The following is a 21,668-nucleotide window of genomic DNA, read 5'->3' as shown; positions in this document are numbered from 1 at the left end:
AACGACGGGCGACGTACAGTACGGCGTCATGCGCAGGAACGTGCCGGTGGAGGCCGGCGAGCCGGAGCTGCGGCCGCTGTCGGCGCGGTCGGTCGTGCTGAGCCTGCTGCTCGGCACGCATCCGCCTCAGCTGCCGGTGAAGGACCTCGTCCGGCTGGTGGAGCCCTTCGGTGTCGGCGGGTCCACGCTGCGGGCGGCGCTCAGCCGGATGGTGGCGGCCGGTGATCTGCGGCGCGCCGGTGCCGTCTACGGCCTCAGTGACCGACTGCTGGAGCGCCAGCGACGGCAGGACGACGCCGTCCACCCGGCGACCCGGCCCTGGGGCGGCGACTGGGAGATGGCCGTCGTGACGGCGACCGGCCGGGGTCCGGCCGAACGCGCCGAGCTGCGCACCGAGTTGACCCGCCTCCGCCTGGCCGAACTGCGTGAGGGCGTGTGGCTGCGCCCCGCCACCCTGCTCCGCCCCTGGCCGGACGAACTGGCCGACGTCACCCGGTACTTCACCGCCCGCCCCGGCACAGCGGACCGGGAACTGGCCGCCGCTCTCTGGCCGTTGGACGAGTGGGCCGCCCAGGCTCGCGCCCTGCTGGCCCACATCGCGCGGGCCCGGCAGCCCGCCGACCGCTTCACCGCCTTCGCGGCCGTCGTACGGCATCTCCTCGCCGACCCCGTCCTGCCCCCCGAACTCCTGCCCGCCGACTGGCCGGGTGCCGCGCTGCGTGCCGCGTACACCGCCTACCAGCGGGAGGTGACGGACACGGTGCACGGGCGGGAACACGCCTGACGGCCGGAGGAAGCGGGTGCGGGCCGCTTCCTCCGGCCGTCCGTGGGGGGAGAGGGATCAGCGGTAGGTGACGTCCGAGGTGGCGTACAGGCAGTTGGTGCTGTCGGGGCCGACACCCGCTGCCGTGTTGTTGTTGTACTTCTGGCAGGGGATGACCTTGCGGCTGGCGTCGTTGAGGATCGTGATCTTGCGCAGCGTCGCCACGTCGTTGCGGTTGACGTTGATGCCGACGATCCGCGCCGTGGACCCCGTGCCGGTCACCTCGATGGTGTTGAGGTTGACCTTGCGCGTGTACTGCGTGGAGCAGTCACCGCAGGAGCGGTAGAGGGTCTTGAACTCCTGCACGGCGAAGTTGGAGATGTTCACCGTGCCGCCGCCGTTGTGCTGGAAGACCTTGTCGGACGCCTTCTTGGCGCCGCCGCCGACGACGTTGTACGTCGCGCTGCTGCCGCCCTTGAAGGTCGCGGCGTCCTCGCCGACGTCCTCCCACCAGACGTTCTGCAGCGTGCAGCTGCCCAGGCAGTGGATGCCGTCGGCGCCGGGCGCGCCGATGATGACGTTCTTCAGGGTCACGCCGTTGGCGAGGGTGAGGATCGGCTGCTGGTCCTCGGCCTGGTCCCCGGTGCCCAGGGCGCCGCTGCCGTAGAGGCGCAGCATCCCGTAGTCCTTCGAGCTGGTCAGGTTGATGGTCGAGCTGACCGGCTGGCTGCCGGAGGCGGAGGGCCAGGTCGCGGCGCCGGCCGGGGCCGTCCCGGTAGTCATGATCATGCCAAACGAAAGGCCGAGGGTGGCCACCGCGCCGGTCAGCGCCCGCCCGCGGGCGCGCCGTCGTGTCGCAGAAGTCATGTCCCGTTCCTTCTGTCGTGGGGGTGGGGTCAGAGCTTTCCGGCGCCCGCGCCGGACGTCACCGAGGCGACGACGGACGAGGCGGGCTCGGCGGTGTAGCTGTACGGCGGCTTCGTGAACGTCCCGACCCGCGACACCTCGGTAGCGGCTCCACCGAGGTCGTTGCCGGTCAGGTTGGCGTAACCGTCCACGTCGCTGCTGCGGTTCGTCGTCACCGCGACCTTCGTGCTGCGGAAGACGTTGTTCTCCACGAGCATCTGCGCGCCCATGCGCGAGTGCACGGCGGTGTCGGCGCCGACGACGTAGTTGTCGTAGAAGTGCCCGGTGCCGAAGCGCAGGCTCGGGATGCGCGAGTAGACGTTGCTGAACAGGTTGTGGTGGTACGTCACCTTCAGGTGACCGGTGTCCTCGTCGGCGTTGTTGTCGCTGTGGCCGACGAGCGAGCCCTTGAAGTGGTCCTTGAAGGTGTTCCAGGACACCGTCACGTTGTCGGAGCCGTGATTGATGTCCAGCAGACCGTCGTAGTAGTCCTTGTCGTGATCGCGGTCCGCGGAGAAGGAGTTGTGGTCGATCCACACCTTCGTGGACGCCTCGACCGTGACGCCGTCGGCCGGTGCGAGCGGCTTGCTGATGTTCAGGTTGCGGATGACGACGTTCGTGACCTTCTTCAGCCGCAGCCCACCACCGGTGAACCCGGAGGACGAACCGACCCCCAGGACCGTGGTGTTGGAGCCGATGTCGACCTGACCGCTCAGTGTGATCAGGCCGTTGACCTTCACGACCTTGGCCGCGTTCCCGGTGACGGCCGTCTTGAAGGCGGCGAGCGTCGACACCGTGACCGCCGTGGCGCTGCCGCCGCCGGTCGTCCCGGCGCCGAACCCGATCGGCGCGCTCTCGGCGGCGCCGGCCTGGTGGGGGAGGGCGAGGACCGCGACCGTGGCGAGAGCGGCGGCCGTCGCCGCCAGAGCGGACCTTTGCACGTGTGTACGTGGGGGGCCTGTGCGCATGCGGGTGCGTCCCTTCGAAAGGGCGGGGGAGATCGCATATCTGAACGATGTGCGCCATGTTGAACTGCTGGTGCGGGCAGTGCGGCGTTTTGGGGATCAGAGTGAGCGGCTCGTCCACACTGTTGAACGGAAGGTAGGGGGCAAGCGCTTTCTAGTCAACGCTTTGCGCAGAAGACATCCGGCCACACCGGCTGACCGGCAAGGGCTTCCGCGAAGGAGGTGTGGGAGCGCTTCCATGATGGGCATGTGCATGCCACTATGCGAGGCGGACGCTTACCCATCCGCTACGGAGAGAGGGGCGAGTCGATGACGACTCCGCGGACTTCTTCGACAGCGAGCCGCAGGCCGGCATCGACCACAAGGGCACCGGCGGCCGGCTCCTTCCCTGGCGTCCGAGCCTGCTGACCCGGACGAACTCAGCCTGCTGAGCCCACCCTCCGCGTACGACAGTCCCCCGAGCCGCCATCAGAAGGGACCAGCGTGGTTACCCTCGACTCCTCCAGGAGAGCGCTGCGTTCGGTGCTCGCGGCGCTGGTGCTGTTACTCACCGGCGCCCTGCTCGCCGCCCCCACCGCCTCCGCCCGCGCCCGGACCGCCGAAGCGGCGGTCCCCGCCGCCACCCTCACCGAGGTCACCGGCTTCGGCACCAACCCCAGCAACCTCCAGATGTACGTGTACGTGCCGGCCAACGTCACCGCGCGCCCGGCCGTCCTCGTCGCCGTGCACTGGTGCGGCGGCTCCGGCCCCGCCATGTACTCGGGAACCGAGTACTCCCAACTCGCCGACCGCCACGGGTTCGTGATCATCTACCCGTCCGTCACCCGCAGCAGCAAGTGCTTCGACGTCTCCTCGCCCCAGGCGCTCCGCCGCGGCGGCGGCAGCGACCCCGTCGGCATCAAGTCGATGATCGACTGGGTGGCGACGACGTACTCCGCCGACACCTCACGCGTGTACGCCACCGGCATCTCCTCCGGGGCGATGATGACCAACGTCCTGCTCGGCGACTACCCCGACGTCTTCGCTGCGGGCGCCGCGTTCTCCGGGGTGCCCTTCGGCTGCTTCGCCACCACCGACGGCTCCGAGTGGAACAGTGCCTGCTCCGGCGGCACGGTGATCCGCACCCCGCAGCAGTGGGGCGACCTCGTGCGCGGTGCCTACCCCGGCTACACCGGGCCCCGGCCACGCATGCAGCTGTGGCACGGCACCGAGGACGACGTACTGCGCTACCCCAACTTCGGCGAGGAGATCAAGCAGTGGACGAACGTCCGCGGCATCGGGCAGACCCCGGCCGCCACCGACTCGCCGCAGTCCGGCTGGACCCGCACCCGCTACGGCGGCACCGGTGACCAGGCCCCCGTGGAGGCCATCAGCCTCCAGGGTGTCGGACACAACCTGTACGCCTGGGGCATGGCCTCCCGCGTGATCACCTTCTTCGGCCTCGACTCCGGCAACCCCACACCCCCGCCCCCCACGGGCCCCTGCAAGGTGACCGTGTCCACCAACGGGTGGAGCACCGGCCTGACCGCCTCGCTGACGCTCACCAACACCGGCACCACCACGGTGAACGGCTGGCAGCTCGGCTTCACCCTGCCCGCCGGGCAGACCATCACCAACGGCTGGGGCGCCACCTACACGCCGGCCTCCGGCGCGGTGACCGCCACCAACGCGACGTACAACGGCACCCTCGCACCGAACGCGAGCGTCACCATCGGCTACCAGGCGAACCACACGGGCAACAGCGCGGCGCCCGGCGCCTTCACGCTCAACGGCACGGCCTGTACGACGAGCTGATCGTCAGCTGTGTGCGGCCCGTGGGTGATCGCCGCGGGCCGCACGCGGAAAATGCCGAGCAGCTGGTGCAGGCGGAAGGTAGCGTCGTCGAGATCGGGACCCCGGTCCTCAGGGATGGAGAGATGAGCATGACGTCCGACGACGTGGTCAGGCTGTTCGCCGACGAGACCCGGGTGCGCGCCTTCGCCGCCGTGGCGCTGGGTGCGAGGAACGCCACCGAGGTCGCCGAGCGGACCGGGCTCTCGGCCAAGGACGCCCTCGGCGCGCTGCGCCGGCTCGAGGACCGCGAGGTCCTCGTGTCGCACGGCGGCGGGCTTGTGGTGTCGTACGACCACTTCCGCGGCCTGGCGCGCGCGGCGGTCGTGTCCGGGCCGCCGGAGGACCACGGGTCGGGGGACGAGCAGGTGGAGACGCTGCTGCGGACGTTCGTGCGCGGCGGGCGGCTGGTGCGGCTGCCGGCCCAGTGGGAGCGCAAGAAGGTCGTCCTGCGGCATCTCGCGGAGCGCAGCTTCGAGCCGGACCGGGAGTACTCCGAGCAGGAGGTCAACGACCGGCTGCGCGCCTGGTGCGAGGGCGGCGCGGCCGACCACGTGACCCTGCGCCGCTACCTCGTCGACCTGCACCACCTCGACCGGCAGGACGGTGTCTACCGGCGCTCGCCCGAGGACACCGCGCTGCTCGACCGAACGGCCGGCGAGGAGACGACCTAGACGGTCTCTTCCCGGGACTTCTCGCCGCCGGCCTCCTCGACGCCGCCGCCCGCGCTTCCGTCCGACTCGGCGAGGCCTGAACCACCCTTCGCGGGAAGGTGGTTGAAGAGCAGGTTCAAGACGATCGCGGTCACGCAGCCCGCACTGATCCCGCTGTTCATCACCGTCTGGAACCAGTCCGGGAACTTCTCGTAGACCGTCGGCACGCCGACCGGCAGCATGCCCACCGCCACCGACACGGCGACCACCGTCAGCTGGTGGTTGCCCTTGAAGTCGACCTCGGCCAGGGTCCTGAGGCCGCTCGCCGCGACCGTCCCGAACATCACCAGGCCGGCGCCGCCCAGAACCGGCGCCGGGATGGCCGCGACCACCGCGCCCAGCTTGGGCAGCAGTCCGAGCAGGACGAGGATGCCGCCGGAGGTGGCGACGACCCAGCGGCTGCGCACCCGGGTCATGCCCACGAGGCCCACGTTCTGCGCGTACGCCGTGTACGGGAAGGTGTTGAAGACACCGCCGAGGACGGTGGACAGGCCGTCCGCGCGCAGGCCGTCCGAGAGTGAGCGCGGCTCGACCTTGCGGCCGGTCATCTCACCGACCGCGATCAGGTCACCCGTCGTCTCGGTCATCGTCACCAGCGCCACCACGAGCATCGAGATGATCGCCGACGCCTCGAACGTCGGCGCCCCGAAGTGGAACGGCGTGCTGATCCCGAGCCAGTCGGCGTCCTCGACCCCGCCGAAGTCCGTGAAGCCGAAGGGGACGGCGACCGCCAGGCCCACCGCGATGCCGATGAGCACCGCGATCCGGCTCAGGAGGGCCGGCGCGAACCGCTGCACACCCAGCACGACCGCCAGCACGAACGCGGCGAGCGCGATGTTCTTCGGCTCCCCGAAGTCCGCCGAACCGGCCCCGCCCGCGGCCCAGTTGCCCGCGACCGGCAGCAGCGAGAGGCCGATGATCAGGATCACCGTGCCGGTGACGAGCGGCGGGAAGAACCTGAGCAGGCGGCCGAACACGGGCGCGAGCAGCACGATCGCGAGCCCCGCGACGATCACCGAGCCGTAGATCGCGGGCAGTCCACCGCCCGTCGTCCCGATCAGCACCATGGGCGACACGGCCGCGAACGTACAGCCCTGCATGATCGGCAGCCGCACACCGAAGCGCCAGAAACCCACGCACTGGATGAGCGTGGCGACGCCGCAGATCAGCAAGTCCGCGGTGATCAGATACGCCAGGTCGGCGGGCGGCAGCTTCATCGCGCCGCCCACGATCAGCGGCACGGCCACGGCGCCCGCGTACATCGCGAGCACATGCTGCAGACCGAAGGCGGCCAACTGCCGTGCGGGTGGCACCTCGTCGACGGGATGAACGGGCGCGGTCGTGGCCATGGGCACTCCAGAGCGGCGGGGGACGGAGAGGGCGGCGGGGACGAAAGCATCCGAGCAGCAGGCGTCACCAGAACAGCAGGGGACACCTGAACAACAGGGGACACCCCAACAACAGGGGACACCAAACAACAGGGGACACCAAACAACAGGGGTCCCCCGAACAACAGGCGACATCGGACAGCACGAGACCGTACGAGCCTTAAACAGTTTGTTGATTTCACGGATGTTGCTGTTGTGTGTCCCGTACACCTGATTCCGCCCGGCTCGCCGCCGCCCGCAGCGACGCCCAGTCCGGCAGCTTCACCACACCCCGCCCCAGCGAGGCCCCGAGTTCCGCCTCCGCCCGCTCGATCGCCTGCCACCCCGCCCACTCGACCGGCTCCACCCCGGCCTCCCGCAGCAGCGGGAGCGGATCACCGGGCAGTTCCCGCCGTACGAGGGCGGGGGCGTCCTCCAGCAGGGAGGTCGCCGTCTCCTTCGCGCACGGCCGATTGGTGCCGATGACGCCGGTCGGGCCCCGCTTGATCCAGCCGGCCACGTACTCGCCAGGCGCGATCGCGCCCTCGCGCAGCACCCGCCCGGCGAGATGGGGAACCGTGCCCCGTTCCGGGTCGAACGGCAGCCCCTCCAGCGGCACTCCGCGGTAGCCCACCGACCGCAGCACCAACTGCGCCTCGACGTCCTCGTACCGGCCGGTCCCCGTTACCCCGCCGTGCCCGTCCGGAGCGGTCCGCTCGAAGCGCACCGCCCGCACCCGGCCCCCGTCGGCCTGCAGTTCGACGGGCCGCAGGAAGAAGCGCAGGTGGATCCGGCGCCGCAGGCCCCGGGGCGGTGTGGCCGCCCAGCCGCGCAGCACCTCCACGTTGCGGCGCTGTGCCGCCGGCAGCGCGGACGGGTCGGCGTACGCCGGGTCCAGGGCCAGCTCGGCCTCGTCCACCAGCACGTCGGTGTCCGGCAGGGCGCCCAGCTCGCGCAACTCCTTGGTAGTGAAGCGGGCCTGGGAGGGGCCGCGCCGCCCCACCATGTGGATCTCGGTGACCTCGCTCGCGGTGAGCGCGGTCAGCGCCGCCTGCGGCATGTCCGTGGGGCTCAGCTCCGCCGCGCCGCGCGCCAGGATCCGGGTGACGTCCACGGCGACGTTCCCCACGCCGATCACCACGGCCGTACGGGCGCCGGATAGGAAGCGGCCGGCGACGGCGTCCGGGTGGGCGCTGTACCAGGCCACGAAATCGGTCGCCGACCAGCTGCCCGGCAGGTCCTCACCGGGGATCCCCAGGTGGCGGTCCGTCGCGGCGCCGACGCAGTACACGACCGCGTGGTACAGCTCCCGCAGCCGCTCCACGGGCACCCCGCCCGTGCCGGCCCGCACCCCGCCGAGGAAGCGCACCCGCTCGTGCTCCAGCACCGTCCGCAGGTTCTGCTGGAGCGACTTGATCTTCTCGTGGTCCGGGGCGACGCCGTAGCGCACCAGCCCGTACGGGCACGGCAGCCGGTCCAGGACGTCGACGAGCACCTCGGAGTCCTGCTGGACGAGGCTCTGGGCGGTGTAGACCCCACTCGGCCCGGAGCCGACGACGGCGACACGCAGCACGGCCGAACTCCTTACCCCGGCAGGCGCAGGAGAGCGCTGGTGCTTCCAGCATCGCACCGCCGCCGTCGCGCTGACAGGGTGTGGTGCGCCATGTGCGGGTGCGGGACCGTTCGAGCGAGAAGTGACCATACGGTCACGCTACGTGTGCGACGCCTTTCCCCGGATCACAACATCCTCCGCATCCGCGTGATCTCCGCCGTCTGCTCCGCCACGACGTCGTCCGCCATCTCCTCGATGCGGATGTTGTTCCCCTGCGCCTTCACGTCCGCGGCCATGGTGAGGGCGCCCTCGTGATGGGTGATCATCAGGGTCAGGAACAGCTCGTCGAAGGCCTTGCCGCGCGCCGCCCGCAGCTTCTTCAGCTGCGCCTCGGTCGCCATCCCGGGCATCGCGGCGTGGTCGTGCCCGCCGCTCGCCCCGCTCTCGCCGTCCTTGCCGTGAGTCGTCAGCCAGCTCTCCATCGCTTCGATCTCCGGCCCCTGTGCGGCGGAGATCCGTGCGGCGAGGGCCTTCACCTGTGTGGACTCGGCCTGTTTCGGGGCCAGTTCGGTCATCTCGAGGGCCTGGCTGTGGTGCTCGATCATCATGCGGGCGAAGGAGACGTCCGCCGAGTTCGGGGTGTCGTCCTCGGCGCGCTGCGCGGCCGCGTCCTCGGCGGACAGTGTCCGGTTCTCCTCGCCCGGCATGCCCGGCGCGATCACCGAAGGGCCGCTCGCCGCATCCGACTTGGTGTCGTCCGACCCGGAGTCACAGCCCCCGAGGACGAGCACGAGCAGCGAGGCGGTGACGAGGGGCGCGCGGCGGAAGAGCACAACGACCTCCTGATGTAGCCGGGTTGACGACCTGTGAGGACCTGCCCACAACTGGGACCGTCCTAGCACGAGTCTGTGCGCCACTGATCAAAAACATTCATTACGAGTGCGTTGCCGTCTGTTGATCTGTGCATGATGAAGACGATACTTCGGAGGACCGTGAACCGTTCCATGCGAACGGCGACAAGGGAGGACGCAGTGACCCTGAACCATCCCCGAACGCGGCGCAGACGGCTGGGAGTTGCCGCGGCCTGTGCCGGACTCCTGGCCACGCTCCTCACGGCTGTCCCGGCGGCCGCGACCCCCGACCCGGGGGACGGCCCGGCCGTGGAGCGCGAAGTCTCCCAGGGCGTGCAGGCCGAGGTGGCCGAGGCGATCGCCGAGGGGGAGATACCCGGCCAGGACGAGATCGTCCACTCCGCCAACATCGAACACGTCGTCAACGTCCCCAAGGAGGCCCTCAAGGCCACCAACTCGGACCTGGCCTTCCAGGGCAGGTACGCCTTCGCCGGCAACTACGACGGCTTCCGGATCTTCGACATCAGCAACCCGAAGGCCCCGAAGTCCGTCGCCCAGGTGCTCTGCCCCGGCTCGCAGAACGACATCTCCGTCTCCGGGAACCTGCTCTTCCTCTCCACCGACTCCTCGCGCAGCGACAGCAGTTGCAACAGCACCACGCAGCCCGCGACCGAGAAGTCCTCCTGGGAGGGCATGAAGATCTTCGACATCACCGACAAGGCGAACCCGAAGTACGTCGCCGCCGTCGAGACCGCCTGCGGCTCGCACACCCACACGCTGGTGCCCGAGCGCAAGAACGTCTACGTCTACGTCTCCTCGTACTCGCCCAACGCGGCCTACCCCGACTGCCAGCCCCCGCACGACGGCATCTCGATCATCAAGGTGCCGCGCCACGCGCCCGAGAAGGCCGCGATCGTGAACTTCCCCGTCCTGTTCCCCGGTGAGGGACCGGACGGCGGCGGCAACCCGGGCGGGCCCACCAACCCGGGCGTCTCCAAGACGACCGGCTGCCACGACATCACGGTGCTCCCGGAGAAGGACCTGGCGGCTGGAGCCTGCATGGGCGACGGCATCCTGTTCTCCATCAAGGACCCGGAGAACCCGAAGATCATCGACCAGGTCCAGGACAACGTGAACTTCGCGTTCTGGCACTCGGCGACCTTCAACCAGAAGGCGAACAAGGTCGTCTTCACCGACGAGCTGGGCGGCGGCGGCGCGGCCACCTGCAACGCGGCGACCGGCCCGAACAGGGGCGCCGACGGCATCTACGACATCGTCGGCAAGGGCGACCACCGCAAGCTCGTCTTCCGCAGCTACTTCAAGATCGACCGCCACCAGGCGGACGTCGAGGTCTGCGTGGCGCACAACGGCTCGCTGATCCCGGTCAGGGGCAAGGACATCATGGTCCAGGCCTGGTACCAGGGCGGCGTCTCCGTCTGGGACTTCACCGACTCCGCCCACCCGAAGGAGATCGCCTACTTCGAGCGCGGCCCGGTCAACACCGGGCAGCTCACCACCGCCGGCTCCTGGTCGGCGTACTACTACAACGGCTACATCTACTCGAACGACATCGCCAAGGGCTTCGACGTGCTGAAGCTCAACGACCGGCGCACGGATCCGGCCAAGTACGTCCGGCTGCGTGAGCTGAACGTCCAGACCCAGCCGGACTACTTCGACTGATCACCGGCAGGCACTCCCGTCGCGAAGAACCGCGACAGGTCCGTGTCCCGGCTCCCGCCGGGCGCCTCGGCGCCCGGCGGGACCCCCAGGCCCCAGTCGAGTCGGTAGCGCGCGAACAACTCGGCGCGCACGGGGGCGATCGGCATGCCCACATTGGGCAGCACCATCGCGTAGACGGCCCCCATCAGCAGGGCGCGCAGCATCGGATAGTCGGCGTCGACGTCCCGCGAGCCGTGCCGGGCCATGGTGTCCCGCAGCAGCTCGGCCAGCCGCCGCTGCTCCGGACACTGCACGAAGCCCTCCGCCTGGAGCAGCCCGGCCATGTGCTGACGCATCAGCACCGTCCGGTCCCGGGCCAGCCCGAGGATCGCGTCGATGGCCCGCGCCATCCGCTCCCGGCCGTCCTCGGTGCGCGGCTCGCGCTCCAGCGCCTCCTCCAGCGTGCGGTGCATCAGCCGGTGCACGGCCGACTGCACCAGCTGGCGCTTGCCGGGAAAGTAGTACGACACCAACCCGCGCGCCGAGCCCGCCCGGTCCGCGATGTCACCGAGTGTCGTCGCCTCGTACCCGCGCTCGCTCACCAACTCGACCGCGGCCTGCAGGAGCCGCTCCCGGGAACGGCGCCGCAATTCTTCATTGACCGAGGCGCTGCGCGGGGACATGCTGTAACTCCTGCGTTGACTGGCTGCCAGCCAACTATACTCAGCGCATCCCGGTTCGCTCCGTTCCGTTTCGGAGTCGTACCGGGCGGCCGCCTGCTCTGGGCGACGCGGGGGATCGTCCAGAGTGGGCGCGCTTTTCCCCGGATGGTGGCCTGGGGCTCCTTTCCTGCCGGCCCGTGATTCCGCTTCCGCTTCCGGTCCCGCCATCGCGAGAGGCGGGCTGCCTGCGGACTCAGCCCACCAGATCCAGCACCGGCCGCAGCCCGTCCGGCCGTTCGGCCGCCGGCAGATGGTCCACGAAGTGCACCGCGCAGCCCAGCGCCGCCGCCCCGCCGTCCGCATGGCGGCTGTCACCCACCATCAGCGTCGACCCGGGATCGGCACCGAGCGCCTCGCACGCCGCCGTGAACAGCCGCGGATCCGGCTTCTGCACACCGTGCTCGTAGGACAGCACATACGCGTCGACGAGCGGGTCGAAGCCGTGCTCACGGAACACCGGCCGCAGATCCCAGCCGATGTTGCTCACCACGCCCACCCGGACCCCACGCTCACGCAGCGCGCTCAGCACCGGGAGGGCATCGGGGTACGGGCCCCAGGCGGCCGGTGTCATGTGCCGGTCGTACAGCGCGTCGTGGAGCGCCGGGTCGGGCAGCGGCACCTGACGGGAGAGGCCGGTGTAGGCGGCCCGGTGCAACTCCGCGCTCCGGTCCCGCACCGGCCACAGACCGGCCAGCTCCTCCGGCACCCGCACGGGGTCGGCCCCGCCCGGCAACGCCCCGGCGATCTCGAGCGCCCGCGCCGTCTCGACGATCTCCGCCTCGGACAACTCGACGCCCGCCCCATCGAGCACGGCCCGCAGCCAGGACTCGGTGGACTCGACACGGAAAAGGGTCCCGGAGAAGTCGAACAGCACGGCGACGGTCATGCGGTGGATCTTACGGAAACGGCACGTCCACGTTCCAGAATTCTGGGGACTGCCGCACCCCCAGTCCCCCGCTCCGGCCCTCAACGGGCCTCGTCCTCGAACGTCGGACGGGCTGGACACACCCGCGCCCGCCCAGAAGGTGCCGCCCGGCCACTTGGCGATACCGCCGCCCCGGCCCGCTCACGGTCGCCACCGCAGGTGGGCCGCGATCGCCAGTGCCACCAGCATCGTCCCCATGAGCCAGCCGCCGAGGACGTCCGTGGGCCAGTGGACGCCCAGCCAGATCCGGGTCAGTCCCACGCCCACCACGGAGACGACGGCCAGAGTCACCGCCGTACGCCATACCGCGGGGGCGGCGCCATGGCGGTACAGGAGCCAGAGGAGGAGGCCGCAGACGACCGTCGCGGTGAGGGCGTGGCCGGAGGGGTAGGCCGCGTAGTGGGCGGAGTCGACGGGGTCGGGCCAGACGGGGCGTTCGCGGCCGAGGGCGGCCTTGAGGCCCTGTTGGAGGAGGGTGCCCACGGCCGAGGTGGTGACCAGCCACACGGCCGTCCACCAGGCCGAGCGCCGCCACACCAGCCAGATGGCGACCGCCGCGCACAGCAGACGCATCGTCAGCGGGTCCCAGACCCAGTCGGTGAGGACGCGGCAGACCTGGGTGACGTCGGGATCGGCGACGGCCCAGCGGTGGGTCGTGCGCGAGACGCCGCCGTCGACGGACATCAGGGGGCGCCACTCGGCCGCGACCAGGAGCAGGAGGAGGACGGAGCACAGTCCCAGGGTCAGGGCGGTGCGGACGGCCGTGCGGTAGGGCGACGGGGCGGGCGGGGAGTCGACGGACGGGTTGTGCATGGAGGGATCCTTGCCGAACTCCGGGATCTGAAGCCAACCCGGGGGCGACTTCCGGCCCCGGCTGCGGTCAGCCGAGCGCCCGCAGGCCCGGCACGAGCGTCACCAGCACCGGGATCACCGGCACCAGCGCGGCCGCGGCCGTCAGCCGCAGTCTGCGGGCCGCCGTGAGCCGGTCCGGGGGTGTGAGCAGACGGTGCACGCGCTGCGGAACGTGCGCCTGCGGAGTGGGGGAAGGGCCGAACACGCCCCGGTCCTCGTTGAGTTCCACCAGCGCGAGCGCGGTGGTCAGCCGGCCGAAGCGGCGGGAGGCCATGTCGTCGGCGGAGAGTTCGACCAGCCGGTGCATCTCGTCGCGGAACGCGGCGAACACCGGCACCTGCGGGAAGCCGTTGGCCAGCGCCGCCGAGCAGTGCAGCAGCCAGTCGTGCCGCGCCTGGGCGTGCCCCTGCTCGTGCGCGAGCACGGCATCGAGCTGACGCCCCTTCAGTCGACGCAACGCCCCTGTGGTGACCACCAGTCGGGGCGCGGCGCCCGCAAGCCACCAGGCGTCGGACCGCTCGCCCTCCAGCACCACGAGCCGTCCGGTCGCGGGCTCCTCACCCGGCAACAGCGGCGCCCGCAGCCGCAGTTCGGCCCGCCGGTGCCGACCCCAAGCCCGGGCGCGGACGACCTCCCGTACGAGCATCGCCCCGCTCCACAGCCCGGCACTCGCGAGCGCCACCGCGGTCGACGCCGCCCAAGGGCCCGTCGCGCTCAGGGCGTAGGCCTCCACGACCGCGCGCGGCGCCGGCGCGAAGACGTGCCCGCGCACCGCCTGCCAGGCCGCCGCCGCGCTGAGCGTCATGGAGAGCGCGCAGCACAGCAGCACCGCCGCCACCACGCACTGCCACGCCCACAGCGCGACCACCGGTTCACGGTCCGGCCAGTCGGCCCGCGCGAGCAACCGGGGGCCGACGAAGGCGGTCAGGGCGCCGAGCAGCAGCAGGACCGCGGGGACCATCATGGGCAGCACCCTATGAGCGGCGTACCGGTCAGGGGTACGGCCTGTAGCAGCAAAGTGACGCAGACCACGACCGCCTGCCGGGCGGCTCGGGGATCACATGGTCAGCAGCATCGCGAGCATGCCGATCCCCATCGACAGACGGCACGCCCGCGCCAGTTCGGGCCGATCGCTCCACGCGACGCCACCGCCCCCCGTTCCGGCCACGGGCAGCAGCCGGACCCCGGAGACGAGGACGTATCCCGCGAAGTACAGCAGCAGCACGCCCGTCAGCAGCGGGACACCCGCGGCGCCGTGACCGTGCCCGGTCCCGGGGGAGGCGGCCATCACGACCGCCATGTAGACCATGGCCGAGGCCCCGACCAGATGGTGCAGGTGGTGGGCGCTCGTGCGGGCCGCCCACAGCGCCCGCAGCGCGGCCACGCCGAAGACCGCCGCATACGCCGGCCAGGCCCACTCCGGAGGTGTGAACGCCGCCGCGGGCACGGCCATCGCGGCCATGCCGAACCCCATGAGCGCCTCGCCGCCCGCGGCCCGGCGCTGCTCCTCGTCGCCTCTGCGCATGCGCAGCAGGCAGTACGCGCCGGTCGCCGCACACAGCGCGACCAGCAGCCAGCCGGGCGAAGCCGGTCCGTGCACGCGCACCTCCCCGCTCGACGGTCGGTCGAGGGATGCGATGCCCGGGGTACGCCGAGCGCAAGCGAGCGCACGGGTGTACACGGGGAGCGTTCGGCGGAGCACGGCAGGTGACGTGCGCCGCAAGAAGGCGCCCGGGAGATGCCCGAAGACGCCTGGCGACACCGGAGATGCTTTACGAGTAAAACACATGCTAAATTAATGACCATGAGTAGTGCGACCCACCTCCCGCTCGCCGGTGTGCTGCGCCTCGGCCGCCCCTCCGACATCTGGTTCAAGCCCGCCCTGAGCGTGGTCGCCGCGGTCGCCCCGCCCAACCTGACCCTGCTGGCGCTCGGCCGCCTCGACCTGGCGATGTACACGATGGCCGGATCCCTGTGCGCGCTCTACGCCCACAACCGCCCCTACGCCGCCCGTGCCCGTGCCCTGGCCTGGGTGGTGCTCGGCATGACCGGCGGACTGGCCGTCGCCCTGCTCGCGGCCTCGCTCACCGCGAACGCCGCCGTCCTGGTCACCGTCGGTGCTCTCCTCGCGGCGGCGCAGAAGGTGCTCTGCGACGCGACCCGCATCGGCCCGCCCGGCAACATCGTCCTCACCTTCATCACCTCCGCCTCGCTGTTCGCCCCGCAGACCCTGGGGCAGGTCCCCGGCCATCTGGCCCTGGCCCTCGCCGCGGGCGCCTGGTCCTGGATCGTCGGCATGGCGCCGGGGCTGCTGCGCCCGCACGGCCCGGAGCGCCGCGCCACCGCCCAGGCGCTGAACGCGGCCGCCGCCCACGCCGCCACCCGCGGCACCGGCGACGGCCACGCCCGGACCCGCGCCGCCGCGGCCGCCGCCGTGCACGCCGCCTGGCAGACCCTGCTGTCGGCCCGCGACGGGGACACGGTCCGTGCCCTGGAACGCCTCGTGGTCCGCGCCGAGGTCGCCCTCGCCGCCCCAGCCGACACCGACCCGGCGCGCCTGCGCACCTGGGCCCGCGCACTGCGCGGCACGGGACCGGTGCCCCGCCCCGACGACCTCGTCGACGACGAGGAACTCCTCGGCGTCGACGCCGAACGTGCCACCGGCCGGCCCTCGTTGTGGCGCCGCCTCGGCCCCCTCACCCCGCTCGCCGTCCGCACCGCCCTCGGCTGCGCCCTCGCCGGATACGCCTCCCTCGCCCTCGGTGTCGGCCGCCCCTACTGGGCCCTGGTCACCGCCGCCTCCCTCTACCAGGCGAACGTCACCCTCACCTGGAGCCGCGGCGTCCAGCGCGTCGTCGGCAACCTCGTCGGTGTCCTCGCCTTCGCCGTGATCGTCCCGCTCGCCCACCTCCACCAGGCGGCCCTGGTCCTGACCTGTCTCGCCCTGAACTTCGGCGCGGAGGCGCTGATCAGCCGCAACTACTGGCTCGGCAGCGTCTGCGTGACCCCGATGGCCCTGCTCATCACCGAGTTCACCCGGTATCAGGACGCGGGTGAACTGATCACCGAACGGGTCGTGGACACCTTCGTCGGCGCCCTGGTCGGCTTCGCCACCGCGGTCGCCGTCACCAACCGCCGCGCCGGCGACCGCCTCGGGCACGCCCTGACCGCCGTGGAACGGGCCCGGGAGCACGCCGCCCGCCTCCTCGCCGAGCCGCGCCCGGCCCCCGGAGCCCTGGAATCCGCCCGCCGCGCCCTCGCCGCCGCACTGGTCGACCTGCGCGCCACCGCGGACGCCGCGTCCGGCGAGTGGTGGCAGCGTGCCCTGCCCCAGGAGCGGGTCGTCGCGGCGGAACAGTCCGGACACCGTACGCTCGCGGCGACGGTACGGCGCCAGGGACTCCTCCCGGCGCGGGACGCGAGCGCGAGAACGGAGAACGTACGGCCATGACGGGGACGCAGGGACGGCCTGGCGGCGGGAACGGCGGGGGACGGGGGAGGTCGCAGGCCCACGGAAACGGAGCCCGGGGCGACACCGTCGCCGCGGTCGTGGGGCAGTGGCGGACCGTCCACCCCGACCTCGACACCGGCCCCATGGAGATCATCGGTCGCGTCAACCGCTGCGCCGCCCTCCTCCAGCAGGCCGAGGACGCCCCCCTGCGCCGGGCCGGCCTCAGCCGTCCCGAGTTCGACCTGCTCGGCGCGCTGCGCCGCACCGGCCACGAACTCACCCCCAGCGAACTGGCCCGCGAGACCTTCTCCTCGGGCGCCGCCGTCACCAAACGCGTCAAGCAGCTGACCGAACGCGGCCTGGTGGAGCGCCGCGGCGACACCCGCGACCGCCGCGTCGCCCACGTCCGCCTCACCGACGCCGGCCGCGACCTCGTCGACGGCATCCTGCCCGAGCAACTCGCCTACGAGAGCGCCGTACTGTCCGCCCTCGACGCCGACCGGCAAGGCGAACTGGCCGATCTGCTCGGAGAGTTGCTCGGCCGCCTGGAAGGACACATGCGGGCGCTGCGGGTCTGAGGCCCGCACGCCCGTTGACGCCGCCCGGAGATCCTCTCTACGTTCGAGCGGCGGTCGATTCGACGTACCGACCGCCGCTCGAAATCCCGAACAGAGGATGGATGTCGTGGCAGCCGAGCACACCCCCGAGACCCTCACCGTCGACCTCGGCACGGACACGGGCCCCTTCCACGGCGGCGCGAGCGGCACGCTCTACGGCCTCTACGGCGCCGGAGTGCCCAGCCGCACCCTCATCGAGGGCATGGCCGTCCGCACGGTCGCGACCAAGGCCCAGGACGGCGTCCAGCACCCCGGCGCCGACGCCCTGGAGATCCTGCCGTCCTTCGCCGAGGCGGGCGGCAAGGACGTGTACGTCTACGTCCCCGACATCTACCGTGGCTTCCCCTACGAGTGGCCCGGCGCCACGGGCGAGGAGCGGCTCGCCGACCTGAAGGAACGCGTCCGGCGCCAGGTCGCGTACGTCCGCACGCTGGGCGCCCACCGCTCCCACGTCGTGTACGTGCCGTTCAACGAACCCGAGGGCAACATGTTCGGCACGGGGGAGTGGAGCTACGACGGGGTCTCCTGGCGCACGGAACCCGGCCCCTACTTCACGGCCTGGCGGCAGGTGTACCGCCTGATCAAGGACCTCGATCCCGAGGCCCGCGTCGCCGGCCCGAACACGAGCCTCCTCTACCCGGAGGTCCGGGGCTTCCTGGAGTACGCGAAGGCCCATGACGTCCTGCCCGACGTCGTCACCTGGCACGAGCTGTCCTCACCGGACGAGATCCGCACGAACGTGGCCCGGTACCGCGCCATGGAAAGGGAACTGGGCATCGGGCCGCTGCCCGTCAACATCAACGAGTACGCGCACAACTACCACCTCTCCGTCCCCGGCCAGATGATCCAGTGGATCTCCGCCATCGAGGAGGGGAAGGTCGACGCCGACATGGCGTACTGGAACATCGCCGGCAACCTCAACGACTCGGCGGTGGGAGCCAACCGGGGCAACGGCCAGTGGTGGCTGTTCAACGCCTACGGCCGGCTCACCGGGAACACCGTCCGTGTCACCGCCCCGCACCCCAACGCCCAGTACACCCTCCAGGGGGTGGCCGCGCTCGACCGTGCCAAGCGGCAGGCACGGGTGCTGTTCGGCGGTGCGGGCGGCGCCGCGCAGCTCGTCGTCGAGCACATCGACCCGGAGCTCTTCGGTACGACCGTGCACGTCCGCCTGGAGGAGATCCCCTGGACGGGCCAGGTGGGCGAGAGCGACCGGCCGTTGCTGCTGCGGGACACCGAACTGCCCGTCACCGACGGCACGGTGACCGTCCCCCTCACCGGCCTCGAGGAGATGTCCGCCCACCAGCTCACCCTCTCACCCGGCGGCAACGGGGCCACGCCCGCGCAGCCCTCCGTCCGCTGGCGGCGCACGTACGAGGCCGAGGACGCGACGTACACCGGCACCGGCTACGTGAAGCACGGACCCGAGGGATCCCCGTCCGACGTCGGCAAGTTCGCCACCTCCGGCGGCTACCACGTGGGCGGCCTGCGCACCGGCTCCGACGGCGTCCTCGCCTTCGAGGTCGAGGTCCCCCGCGACGGCACGTACGACGTCGCCGTTTACGCCAACTCCCACAACCGGGCCGACCTGGTACGGGAGTTCGGCCCGACCAACGTCTTCCTGCGCGTCGACGGCGAACAGCCGCGGGAGCTGCGGCTGCCCCTCGGCTACCAGTGGGCCGTCTGGGGCCACACCGACACGCGGGTCGAGCTGACCGCGGGCCGGCACACCCTCACCCTGGCCGCCCGCGACCCCGACCTGGGCGTCACCCGCGGCGACGCCGTGATCGACCGCCTCGACCTGACCCTGCACGCCGACCGGGCCGACGCGGTGTACGACGCCGAGTACGCCTCCCTCGGCGGCGGAGCCCAGGTCGCGTACACGCGCCCGGGAGCCTCCGGACCCGGCGCGGTCGTCCTGCCGGAGGGCGGCACCGTCACCTTCTGGGTGTACGCGCCCGGCGACGGCGAGGCGAGCGTGACCGTCGACCGACTCGGGCTCGGCGACGGGCTGTTGACGATCAACGGCGAGGACGTGGGCGCCGTCCGCGAGGGCGCCGTACCGCTCTTCCTGGCCGGCGGCATCAACAAGGTCACCGTCACCGGCACCTCCGAGCGGCTCGTCGTGGACCGGCTGCGCGTCGGACCCTCCCGCGGACTGCTGCCGACGACCACCCACCAGGCCGAGGACGGCAGCCTGACGGGCACCGCGCGGGTGACCGGCGCCTTCCCGTACGCCACCGGCGGCAAGGCCGTCGACGGCGTCGGCGCCGGACCGGCGAACGCGCTCACCCTCACCGTGACCGCCGAACGCGACGGCCGGCACGCCCTCACGATCCGCTACTCCAACGGTGAGCAGGCCGCCGCCACCCACTACAACCCCGACCCGGTCTGCCGTCACGCCGACCTCCACGTCAACGGAGCCGCCCCGCAGCGCCTGTTGTTCCCCACCACCTTCCACTTCAACAACTTCGCCGACCTGTCCGTCCCGGTCACCCTGCGCCGCGGCACCAACACCCTGACCTTCACCGCCGACGAACCGCTCGACTTCGACGGCGTCACCCGCAACCCGCTCGGCCAACGCTCGCCGTACGCACCGGTGCTGGACAGGGTCACGGTCACTCCGCTCGCCTGACGGCCCGGGGGCTACTTCTCGTAGCCCGCCCGGTACACCCCGAACACCGCGCCCTGCGGGTCCCGCAGCACCGCGATCCGCGGGCCGTCCGGCACCGAGGTGGGTTCCATGAGCGCCGTGCCGTCCGCCTGCTCCGCCGTCGCCGCGGTGGCGTCCACGTCGGCCACCGCGAAGTACGGCAGCCAGTGCGACGGCACCTCGGGCGGGAACTTGTCGTCCATCGTGATCATGCCGCCGAAGTCCGCGCCGCCGACACCCCACTGCGTGTAGTGCTCCGAGGTGTTCACGGTCCAGCCGAACACCGTCGTGTAGAAGGCCTCCGCCCGCGCGGTATCCCGGGTCATCAGCTCCACCCAGCCCAGCGAGCCGGGCGCGTTGAACACTCCGGCGCCCGGGAAGGTCCGCGCCTGCCAGAGCTGGAAGGCGGCGCCGCCCGGGTCGAGGGCGACGACGAAACGGCCGATGTCGAACACGTCCATCGGGCCGACCAGGACCTGGCCCCCGGCCTCGTCGATCATCCGCGCGCAGACGTCGGCGTCGGAGACCGCGAACGACACGTTCCAGGCGACGGGCTGCGACTCCTGGTAGAGGGGGCTGAGCGCGGCGACGGCCGCCTCACCGAGGTGGGCGACGGTGTAGCCGCCCGCCTCCTGCCGCGGATCCGTCTCGCACCGCCAGCCGAACAACTCCGTGTAGAACCGCTGGGCCGCCGTCAGATCACTGGTCCCCAGCTCGGCCCAGCAGGGTCCGCCCGGCACGGGCCTGTCGAGCTTCATGGCGTTCCTTCCGAAGGGAGCACACCCCCTCCAGCACGCTAAGCCCGACCCCGCGCCCCGGCATCCGCTGGACTCAGATGCCCGGCCGGTACCGCAGCGGATGGTCGGCCGGCACCTCCACCAGCACGATCGGCGTCCCGTCCGGGTCCGCGATCCACATCTCGACCAGACCCCACGGCTCCCGCACCGGCGGCCGGACGATCTCCACGCCCTTCGCCAGCAGCTCCTCGTGGGCCGCCGGCACGTCCGCGACCTGCACCCACAGCCGTACCGCCGGATCCGGCGGCGCCTCCGACCGCCCCGAGACCTCCAGGAAACCCCCGCCGAGGAAGTAGACGGTGCCCCGCTCCGCCCCCGTACCGAACTCGCGGTAGACGGCGAGGCCCAGCTGCCCGCCGTAGAAGGCGCGGGAACGCTCGGGGTCGGTGGGGCGGAGAAGGATCCGGCTGCTGAGTACATGCACCATGCATCCGGAGCGTAGGGCAGGGCTAGGCTCGGCCCAGCACCTGCCGCGCCAGAGACCCGGAGATCGCCGCATGGACACCGCCGCAACCGACCTCACCTTCCGTGACGCCACCGAAACCGATGTCGACGCGCTGGTCGCGCTCGTCGAGTCGGCCTACCGCGGGGACTCCAGCCGGGTCGGCTGGACCACGGAGGCGGACATCCTGCAGGGGCAGCGGACCGACCCCGAGGGCGTGCTGGAGATCATCGAGTCGACCGAGGGCCGGGTACTGGCCGTCGAACGGGACGGCCGGATCGTCGCCTGCTGCCAGCTCGAACACCGCGGCGACCACGCCTACTTCGGCATGTTCGCGGTCAGCCCCACAGCCCAGGGCGGCGGCCTCGGCAGCATCGTCATGGCGGAGGCCGAGCGCCAGGCCCGCGAGACCTGGGGCGCGACCGAGATGCACATGACGGTGATCTCGGTCCGCGGCGACCTCATCGCCTGGTACGAGCGCCGCGGCTACCGCCGTACGGGCCGGATGACCCCCTTCCCGTACGGCGACGAGCGCTTCGGCATTCCGCAGCGCGACGACCTCCAGTTCGAGCTGCTGGTCAAGCCCCTGGTGTGACGCTCGGC

20 protein-coding genes are annotated in these 21,668 nt (G+C 71.6%); 8 read left to right on the top strand and 12 right to left on the bottom strand.

Annotated elements, in window-relative coordinates; genetic code table 11:
• Positions 1-28 precede the first annotated feature (28 nt).
• Entirely contained in the window at positions 29-784 is a 756-nt protein-coding gene (locus IE263_RS45355) for a PaaX family transcriptional regulator C-terminal domain-containing protein (protein ID WP_189944003.1), read from the top strand.
• 57 nt (positions 785-841) lie between these two features.
• On the opposite strand, the gene IE263_RS45350 is transcribed toward IE263_RS45355, so the two are convergent.
• Complete coding sequence (locus tag IE263_RS45350) at positions 842-1,630, bottom strand: pectate lyase (protein WP_189944002.1); 789 nt, start codon at positions 1,628-1,630, stop codon at positions 842-844.
• Positions 1,631-1,659: 29 nt separating this feature from the next.
• Positions 1,660-2,637 carry a pectate lyase family protein gene (locus IE263_RS45345; RefSeq protein ID WP_189944001.1) on the bottom strand — a complete coding sequence of 326 codons (978 nt, stop codon included), beginning with the start codon at positions 2,635-2,637 and terminating at the stop codon, positions 1,660-1,662.
• Positions 2,638-3,117: 480 nt separating this feature from the next.
• Here IE263_RS45345 and IE263_RS45340 point away from each other — a divergent pair, with 480 nt between their 5' ends.
• Both IE263_RS45340 and IE263_RS45335 read left to right on the top strand, forming a co-directional pair.
• Positions 3,118-4,428: an extracellular catalytic domain type 1 short-chain-length polyhydroxyalkanoate depolymerase gene (locus IE263_RS45340; protein WP_229911532.1), complete on the top strand. Its 1,311-nt coding sequence runs from the start codon at positions 3,118-3,120 to the stop codon at positions 4,426-4,428.
• Positions 4,429-4,556: 128 nt separating this feature from the next.
• Entirely contained in the window at positions 4,557-5,138 is a 582-nt protein-coding gene (locus IE263_RS45335) for a DUF2087 domain-containing protein (protein ID WP_189944000.1), read from the top strand.
• On the opposite strand, the gene IE263_RS45330 is transcribed toward IE263_RS45335, so the two are convergent.
• The 3 genes from IE263_RS45330 to IE263_RS45320 form a co-directional block, all read right to left on the bottom strand.
• The gene (locus IE263_RS45330; protein WP_189943999.1) at positions 5,135-6,526 is read right to left on the bottom strand and encodes a nucleobase:cation symporter-2 family protein; all 1,392 of its coding nucleotides are present in this window, start codon (positions 6,524-6,526) and stop codon (positions 5,135-5,137) included. The two genes, IE263_RS45335 and IE263_RS45330, sit on opposite strands and share 4 nt — an antisense overlap.
• Positions 6,527-6,743: 217 nt before the next feature.
• Positions 6,744-8,117: an FAD-dependent oxidoreductase gene (locus tag IE263_RS45325; RefSeq protein WP_189943998.1), complete on the bottom strand. Its 1,374-nt coding sequence runs from the start codon at positions 8,115-8,117 to the stop codon at positions 6,744-6,746.
• 164 nt (positions 8,118-8,281) lie between these two features.
• Positions 8,282-8,929, bottom strand: coding sequence for a DUF305 domain-containing protein (locus IE263_RS45320; protein ID WP_189943997.1), 648 nt, complete (start codon positions 8,927-8,929; stop codon positions 8,282-8,284).
• A 171-nt stretch (positions 8,930-9,100) separates the two neighbouring features.
• Between IE263_RS45320 and IE263_RS45315 the strand changes: the two genes are divergently transcribed.
• The gene (locus IE263_RS45315) at positions 9,101-10,627 is read left to right on the top strand and encodes an LVIVD repeat-containing protein (protein ID WP_189943996.1); all 1,527 of its coding nucleotides are present in this window, start codon (positions 9,101-9,103) and stop codon (positions 10,625-10,627) included.
• Here IE263_RS45315 and IE263_RS45310 read toward each other — a convergent pair.
• From IE263_RS45310 to IE263_RS45290, 5 genes are all read right to left on the bottom strand, one after another.
• Positions 10,615-11,289: a TetR/AcrR family transcriptional regulator gene (locus IE263_RS45310; RefSeq protein ID WP_189943995.1), complete on the bottom strand. Its 675-nt coding sequence runs from the start codon at positions 11,287-11,289 to the stop codon at positions 10,615-10,617. The genes IE263_RS45315 and IE263_RS45310 overlap by 13 nt on opposite strands.
• Before the next feature lie 232 nt (positions 11,290-11,521).
• Positions 11,522-12,214, bottom strand: a complete 693-nt coding sequence (locus IE263_RS45305) for an HAD family hydrolase (RefSeq protein WP_189943994.1) — start codon at positions 12,212-12,214, stop codon at positions 11,522-11,524.
• Positions 12,215-12,394: 180 nt separating this feature from the next.
• Entirely contained in the window at positions 12,395-13,066 is a 672-nt protein-coding gene (locus tag IE263_RS45300; protein ID WP_189943993.1) for a phosphatase PAP2 family protein, read from the bottom strand.
• Positions 13,067-13,133: 67 nt separating this feature from the next.
• Positions 13,134-14,069, bottom strand: coding sequence for a M56 family metallopeptidase (locus IE263_RS45295; protein ID WP_189943992.1), 936 nt, complete (start codon positions 14,067-14,069; stop codon positions 13,134-13,136).
• 93 nt (positions 14,070-14,162) lie between these two features.
• The gene (locus tag IE263_RS45290) at positions 14,163-14,705 is read right to left on the bottom strand and encodes a DUF5134 domain-containing protein (RefSeq protein WP_189943991.1); all 543 of its coding nucleotides are present in this window, start codon (positions 14,703-14,705) and stop codon (positions 14,163-14,165) included.
• Between the two features lie 204 nt (positions 14,706-14,909).
• On the opposite strand from IE263_RS45290, the gene IE263_RS45285 reads away from it, so the two are divergent.
• From IE263_RS45285 to IE263_RS45275, 3 genes are all read left to right on the top strand, one after another.
• Positions 14,910-16,556 (top strand): FUSC family protein, encoded by a 1,647-nt coding sequence (locus IE263_RS45285; RefSeq protein ID WP_189943990.1) that lies wholly within the window; start codon positions 14,910-14,912, stop codon positions 16,554-16,556.
• Positions 16,553-17,134, top strand: coding sequence for a MarR family winged helix-turn-helix transcriptional regulator (locus IE263_RS45280; protein WP_189943989.1), 582 nt, complete (start codon positions 16,553-16,555; stop codon positions 17,132-17,134). The genes IE263_RS45285 and IE263_RS45280 overlap by 4 nt, the downstream gene beginning before the upstream one ends.
• A 97-nt stretch (positions 17,135-17,231) precedes the next feature.
• Positions 17,232-19,808: a carbohydrate-binding protein gene (locus IE263_RS45275; RefSeq protein WP_189943988.1), complete on the top strand. Its 2,577-nt coding sequence runs from the start codon at positions 17,232-17,234 to the stop codon at positions 19,806-19,808.
• A gap of 11 nt (positions 19,809-19,819) precedes the next feature.
• Here the strand turns inward: IE263_RS45275 and IE263_RS45270 are convergent, their stop codons facing one another.
• Entirely contained in the window at positions 19,820-20,584 is a 765-nt protein-coding gene (locus tag IE263_RS45270; protein WP_189943987.1) for a VOC family protein, read from the bottom strand.
• 73 nt (positions 20,585-20,657) lie between these two features.
• Positions 20,658-21,050 (bottom strand): VOC family protein, encoded by a 393-nt coding sequence (locus IE263_RS45265; protein ID WP_189943986.1) that lies wholly within the window; start codon positions 21,048-21,050, stop codon positions 20,658-20,660.
• Between the two features lie 70 nt (positions 21,051-21,120).
• Here IE263_RS45265 and IE263_RS45260 point away from each other — a divergent pair, with 70 nt between their 5' ends.
• A complete protein-coding gene (locus IE263_RS45260; protein WP_189943985.1) occupies positions 21,121-21,660 on the top strand; it encodes a GNAT family N-acetyltransferase in 540 nt (179 codons plus the stop codon).
• Positions 21,661-21,668: the final 8 nt, after the last annotated feature.

It is taken from the genome of Streptomyces aurantiogriseus, from assembly GCF_014649375.1.
GTDB classification, from domain to species: domain Bacteria; phylum Actinomycetota; class Actinomycetes; order Streptomycetales; family Streptomycetaceae; genus Streptomyces; species Streptomyces aurantiogriseus.
The sequence above is the reverse complement of the archived record's forward strand: the minus strand, read 5'-3'. Positions and strand labels throughout refer to the sequence as shown.

Coding starts and splice junctions, on each gene's coding strand:
- IE263_RS45350 (WP_189944002.1), bottom strand. CDS start 1,630: ATGACTTCTGCGACACGACGGCGCGCCCGCGGGCGGGCGCTGACCGGC.
- IE263_RS45285 (WP_189943990.1), top strand. CDS start 14,910: ATGAGTAGTGCGACCCACCTCCCGCTCGCCGGTGTGCTGCGCCTCGGC.
- IE263_RS45315 (WP_189943996.1), top strand. CDS start 9,101: ATGCGAACGGCGACAAGGGAGGACGCAGTGACCCTGAACCATCCCCGA.
- IE263_RS45355 (WP_189944003.1), top strand. CDS start 29: ATGCGCAGGAACGTGCCGGTGGAGGCCGGCGAGCCGGAGCTGCGGCCG.
- IE263_RS45305 (WP_189943994.1), bottom strand. CDS start 12,214: ATGACCGTCGCCGTGCTGTTCGACTTCTCCGGGACCCTTTTCCGTGTC.
- IE263_RS45300 (WP_189943993.1), bottom strand. CDS start 13,066: ATGCACAACCCGTCCGTCGACTCCCCGCCCGCCCCGTCGCCCTACCGC.
- IE263_RS45260 (WP_189943985.1), top strand. CDS start 21,121: ATGGACACCGCCGCAACCGACCTCACCTTCCGTGACGCCACCGAAACC.
- IE263_RS45275 (WP_189943988.1), top strand. CDS start 17,232: ATGGATGTCGTGGCAGCCGAGCACACCCCCGAGACCCTCACCGTCGAC.
- IE263_RS45295 (WP_189943992.1), bottom strand. CDS start 14,069: ATGATGGTCCCCGCGGTCCTGCTGCTGCTCGGCGCCCTGACCGCCTTC.
- IE263_RS45335 (WP_189944000.1), top strand. CDS start 4,557: ATGACGTCCGACGACGTGGTCAGGCTGTTCGCCGACGAGACCCGGGTG.
- IE263_RS45265 (WP_189943986.1), bottom strand. CDS start 21,050: ATGGTGCATGTACTCAGCAGCCGGATCCTTCTCCGCCCCACCGACCCC.
- IE263_RS45280 (WP_189943989.1), top strand. CDS start 16,553: ATGACGGGGACGCAGGGACGGCCTGGCGGCGGGAACGGCGGGGGACGG.
- IE263_RS45310 (WP_189943995.1), bottom strand. CDS start 11,289: ATGTCCCCGCGCAGCGCCTCGGTCAATGAAGAATTGCGGCGCCGTTCC.
- IE263_RS45345 (WP_189944001.1), bottom strand. CDS start 2,637: ATGCGCACAGGCCCCCCACGTACACACGTGCAAAGGTCCGCTCTGGCG.
- IE263_RS45270 (WP_189943987.1), bottom strand. CDS start 20,584: ATGAAGCTCGACAGGCCCGTGCCGGGCGGACCCTGCTGGGCCGAGCTG.
- IE263_RS45330 (WP_189943999.1), bottom strand. CDS start 6,526: ATGGCCACGACCGCGCCCGTTCATCCCGTCGACGAGGTGCCACCCGCA.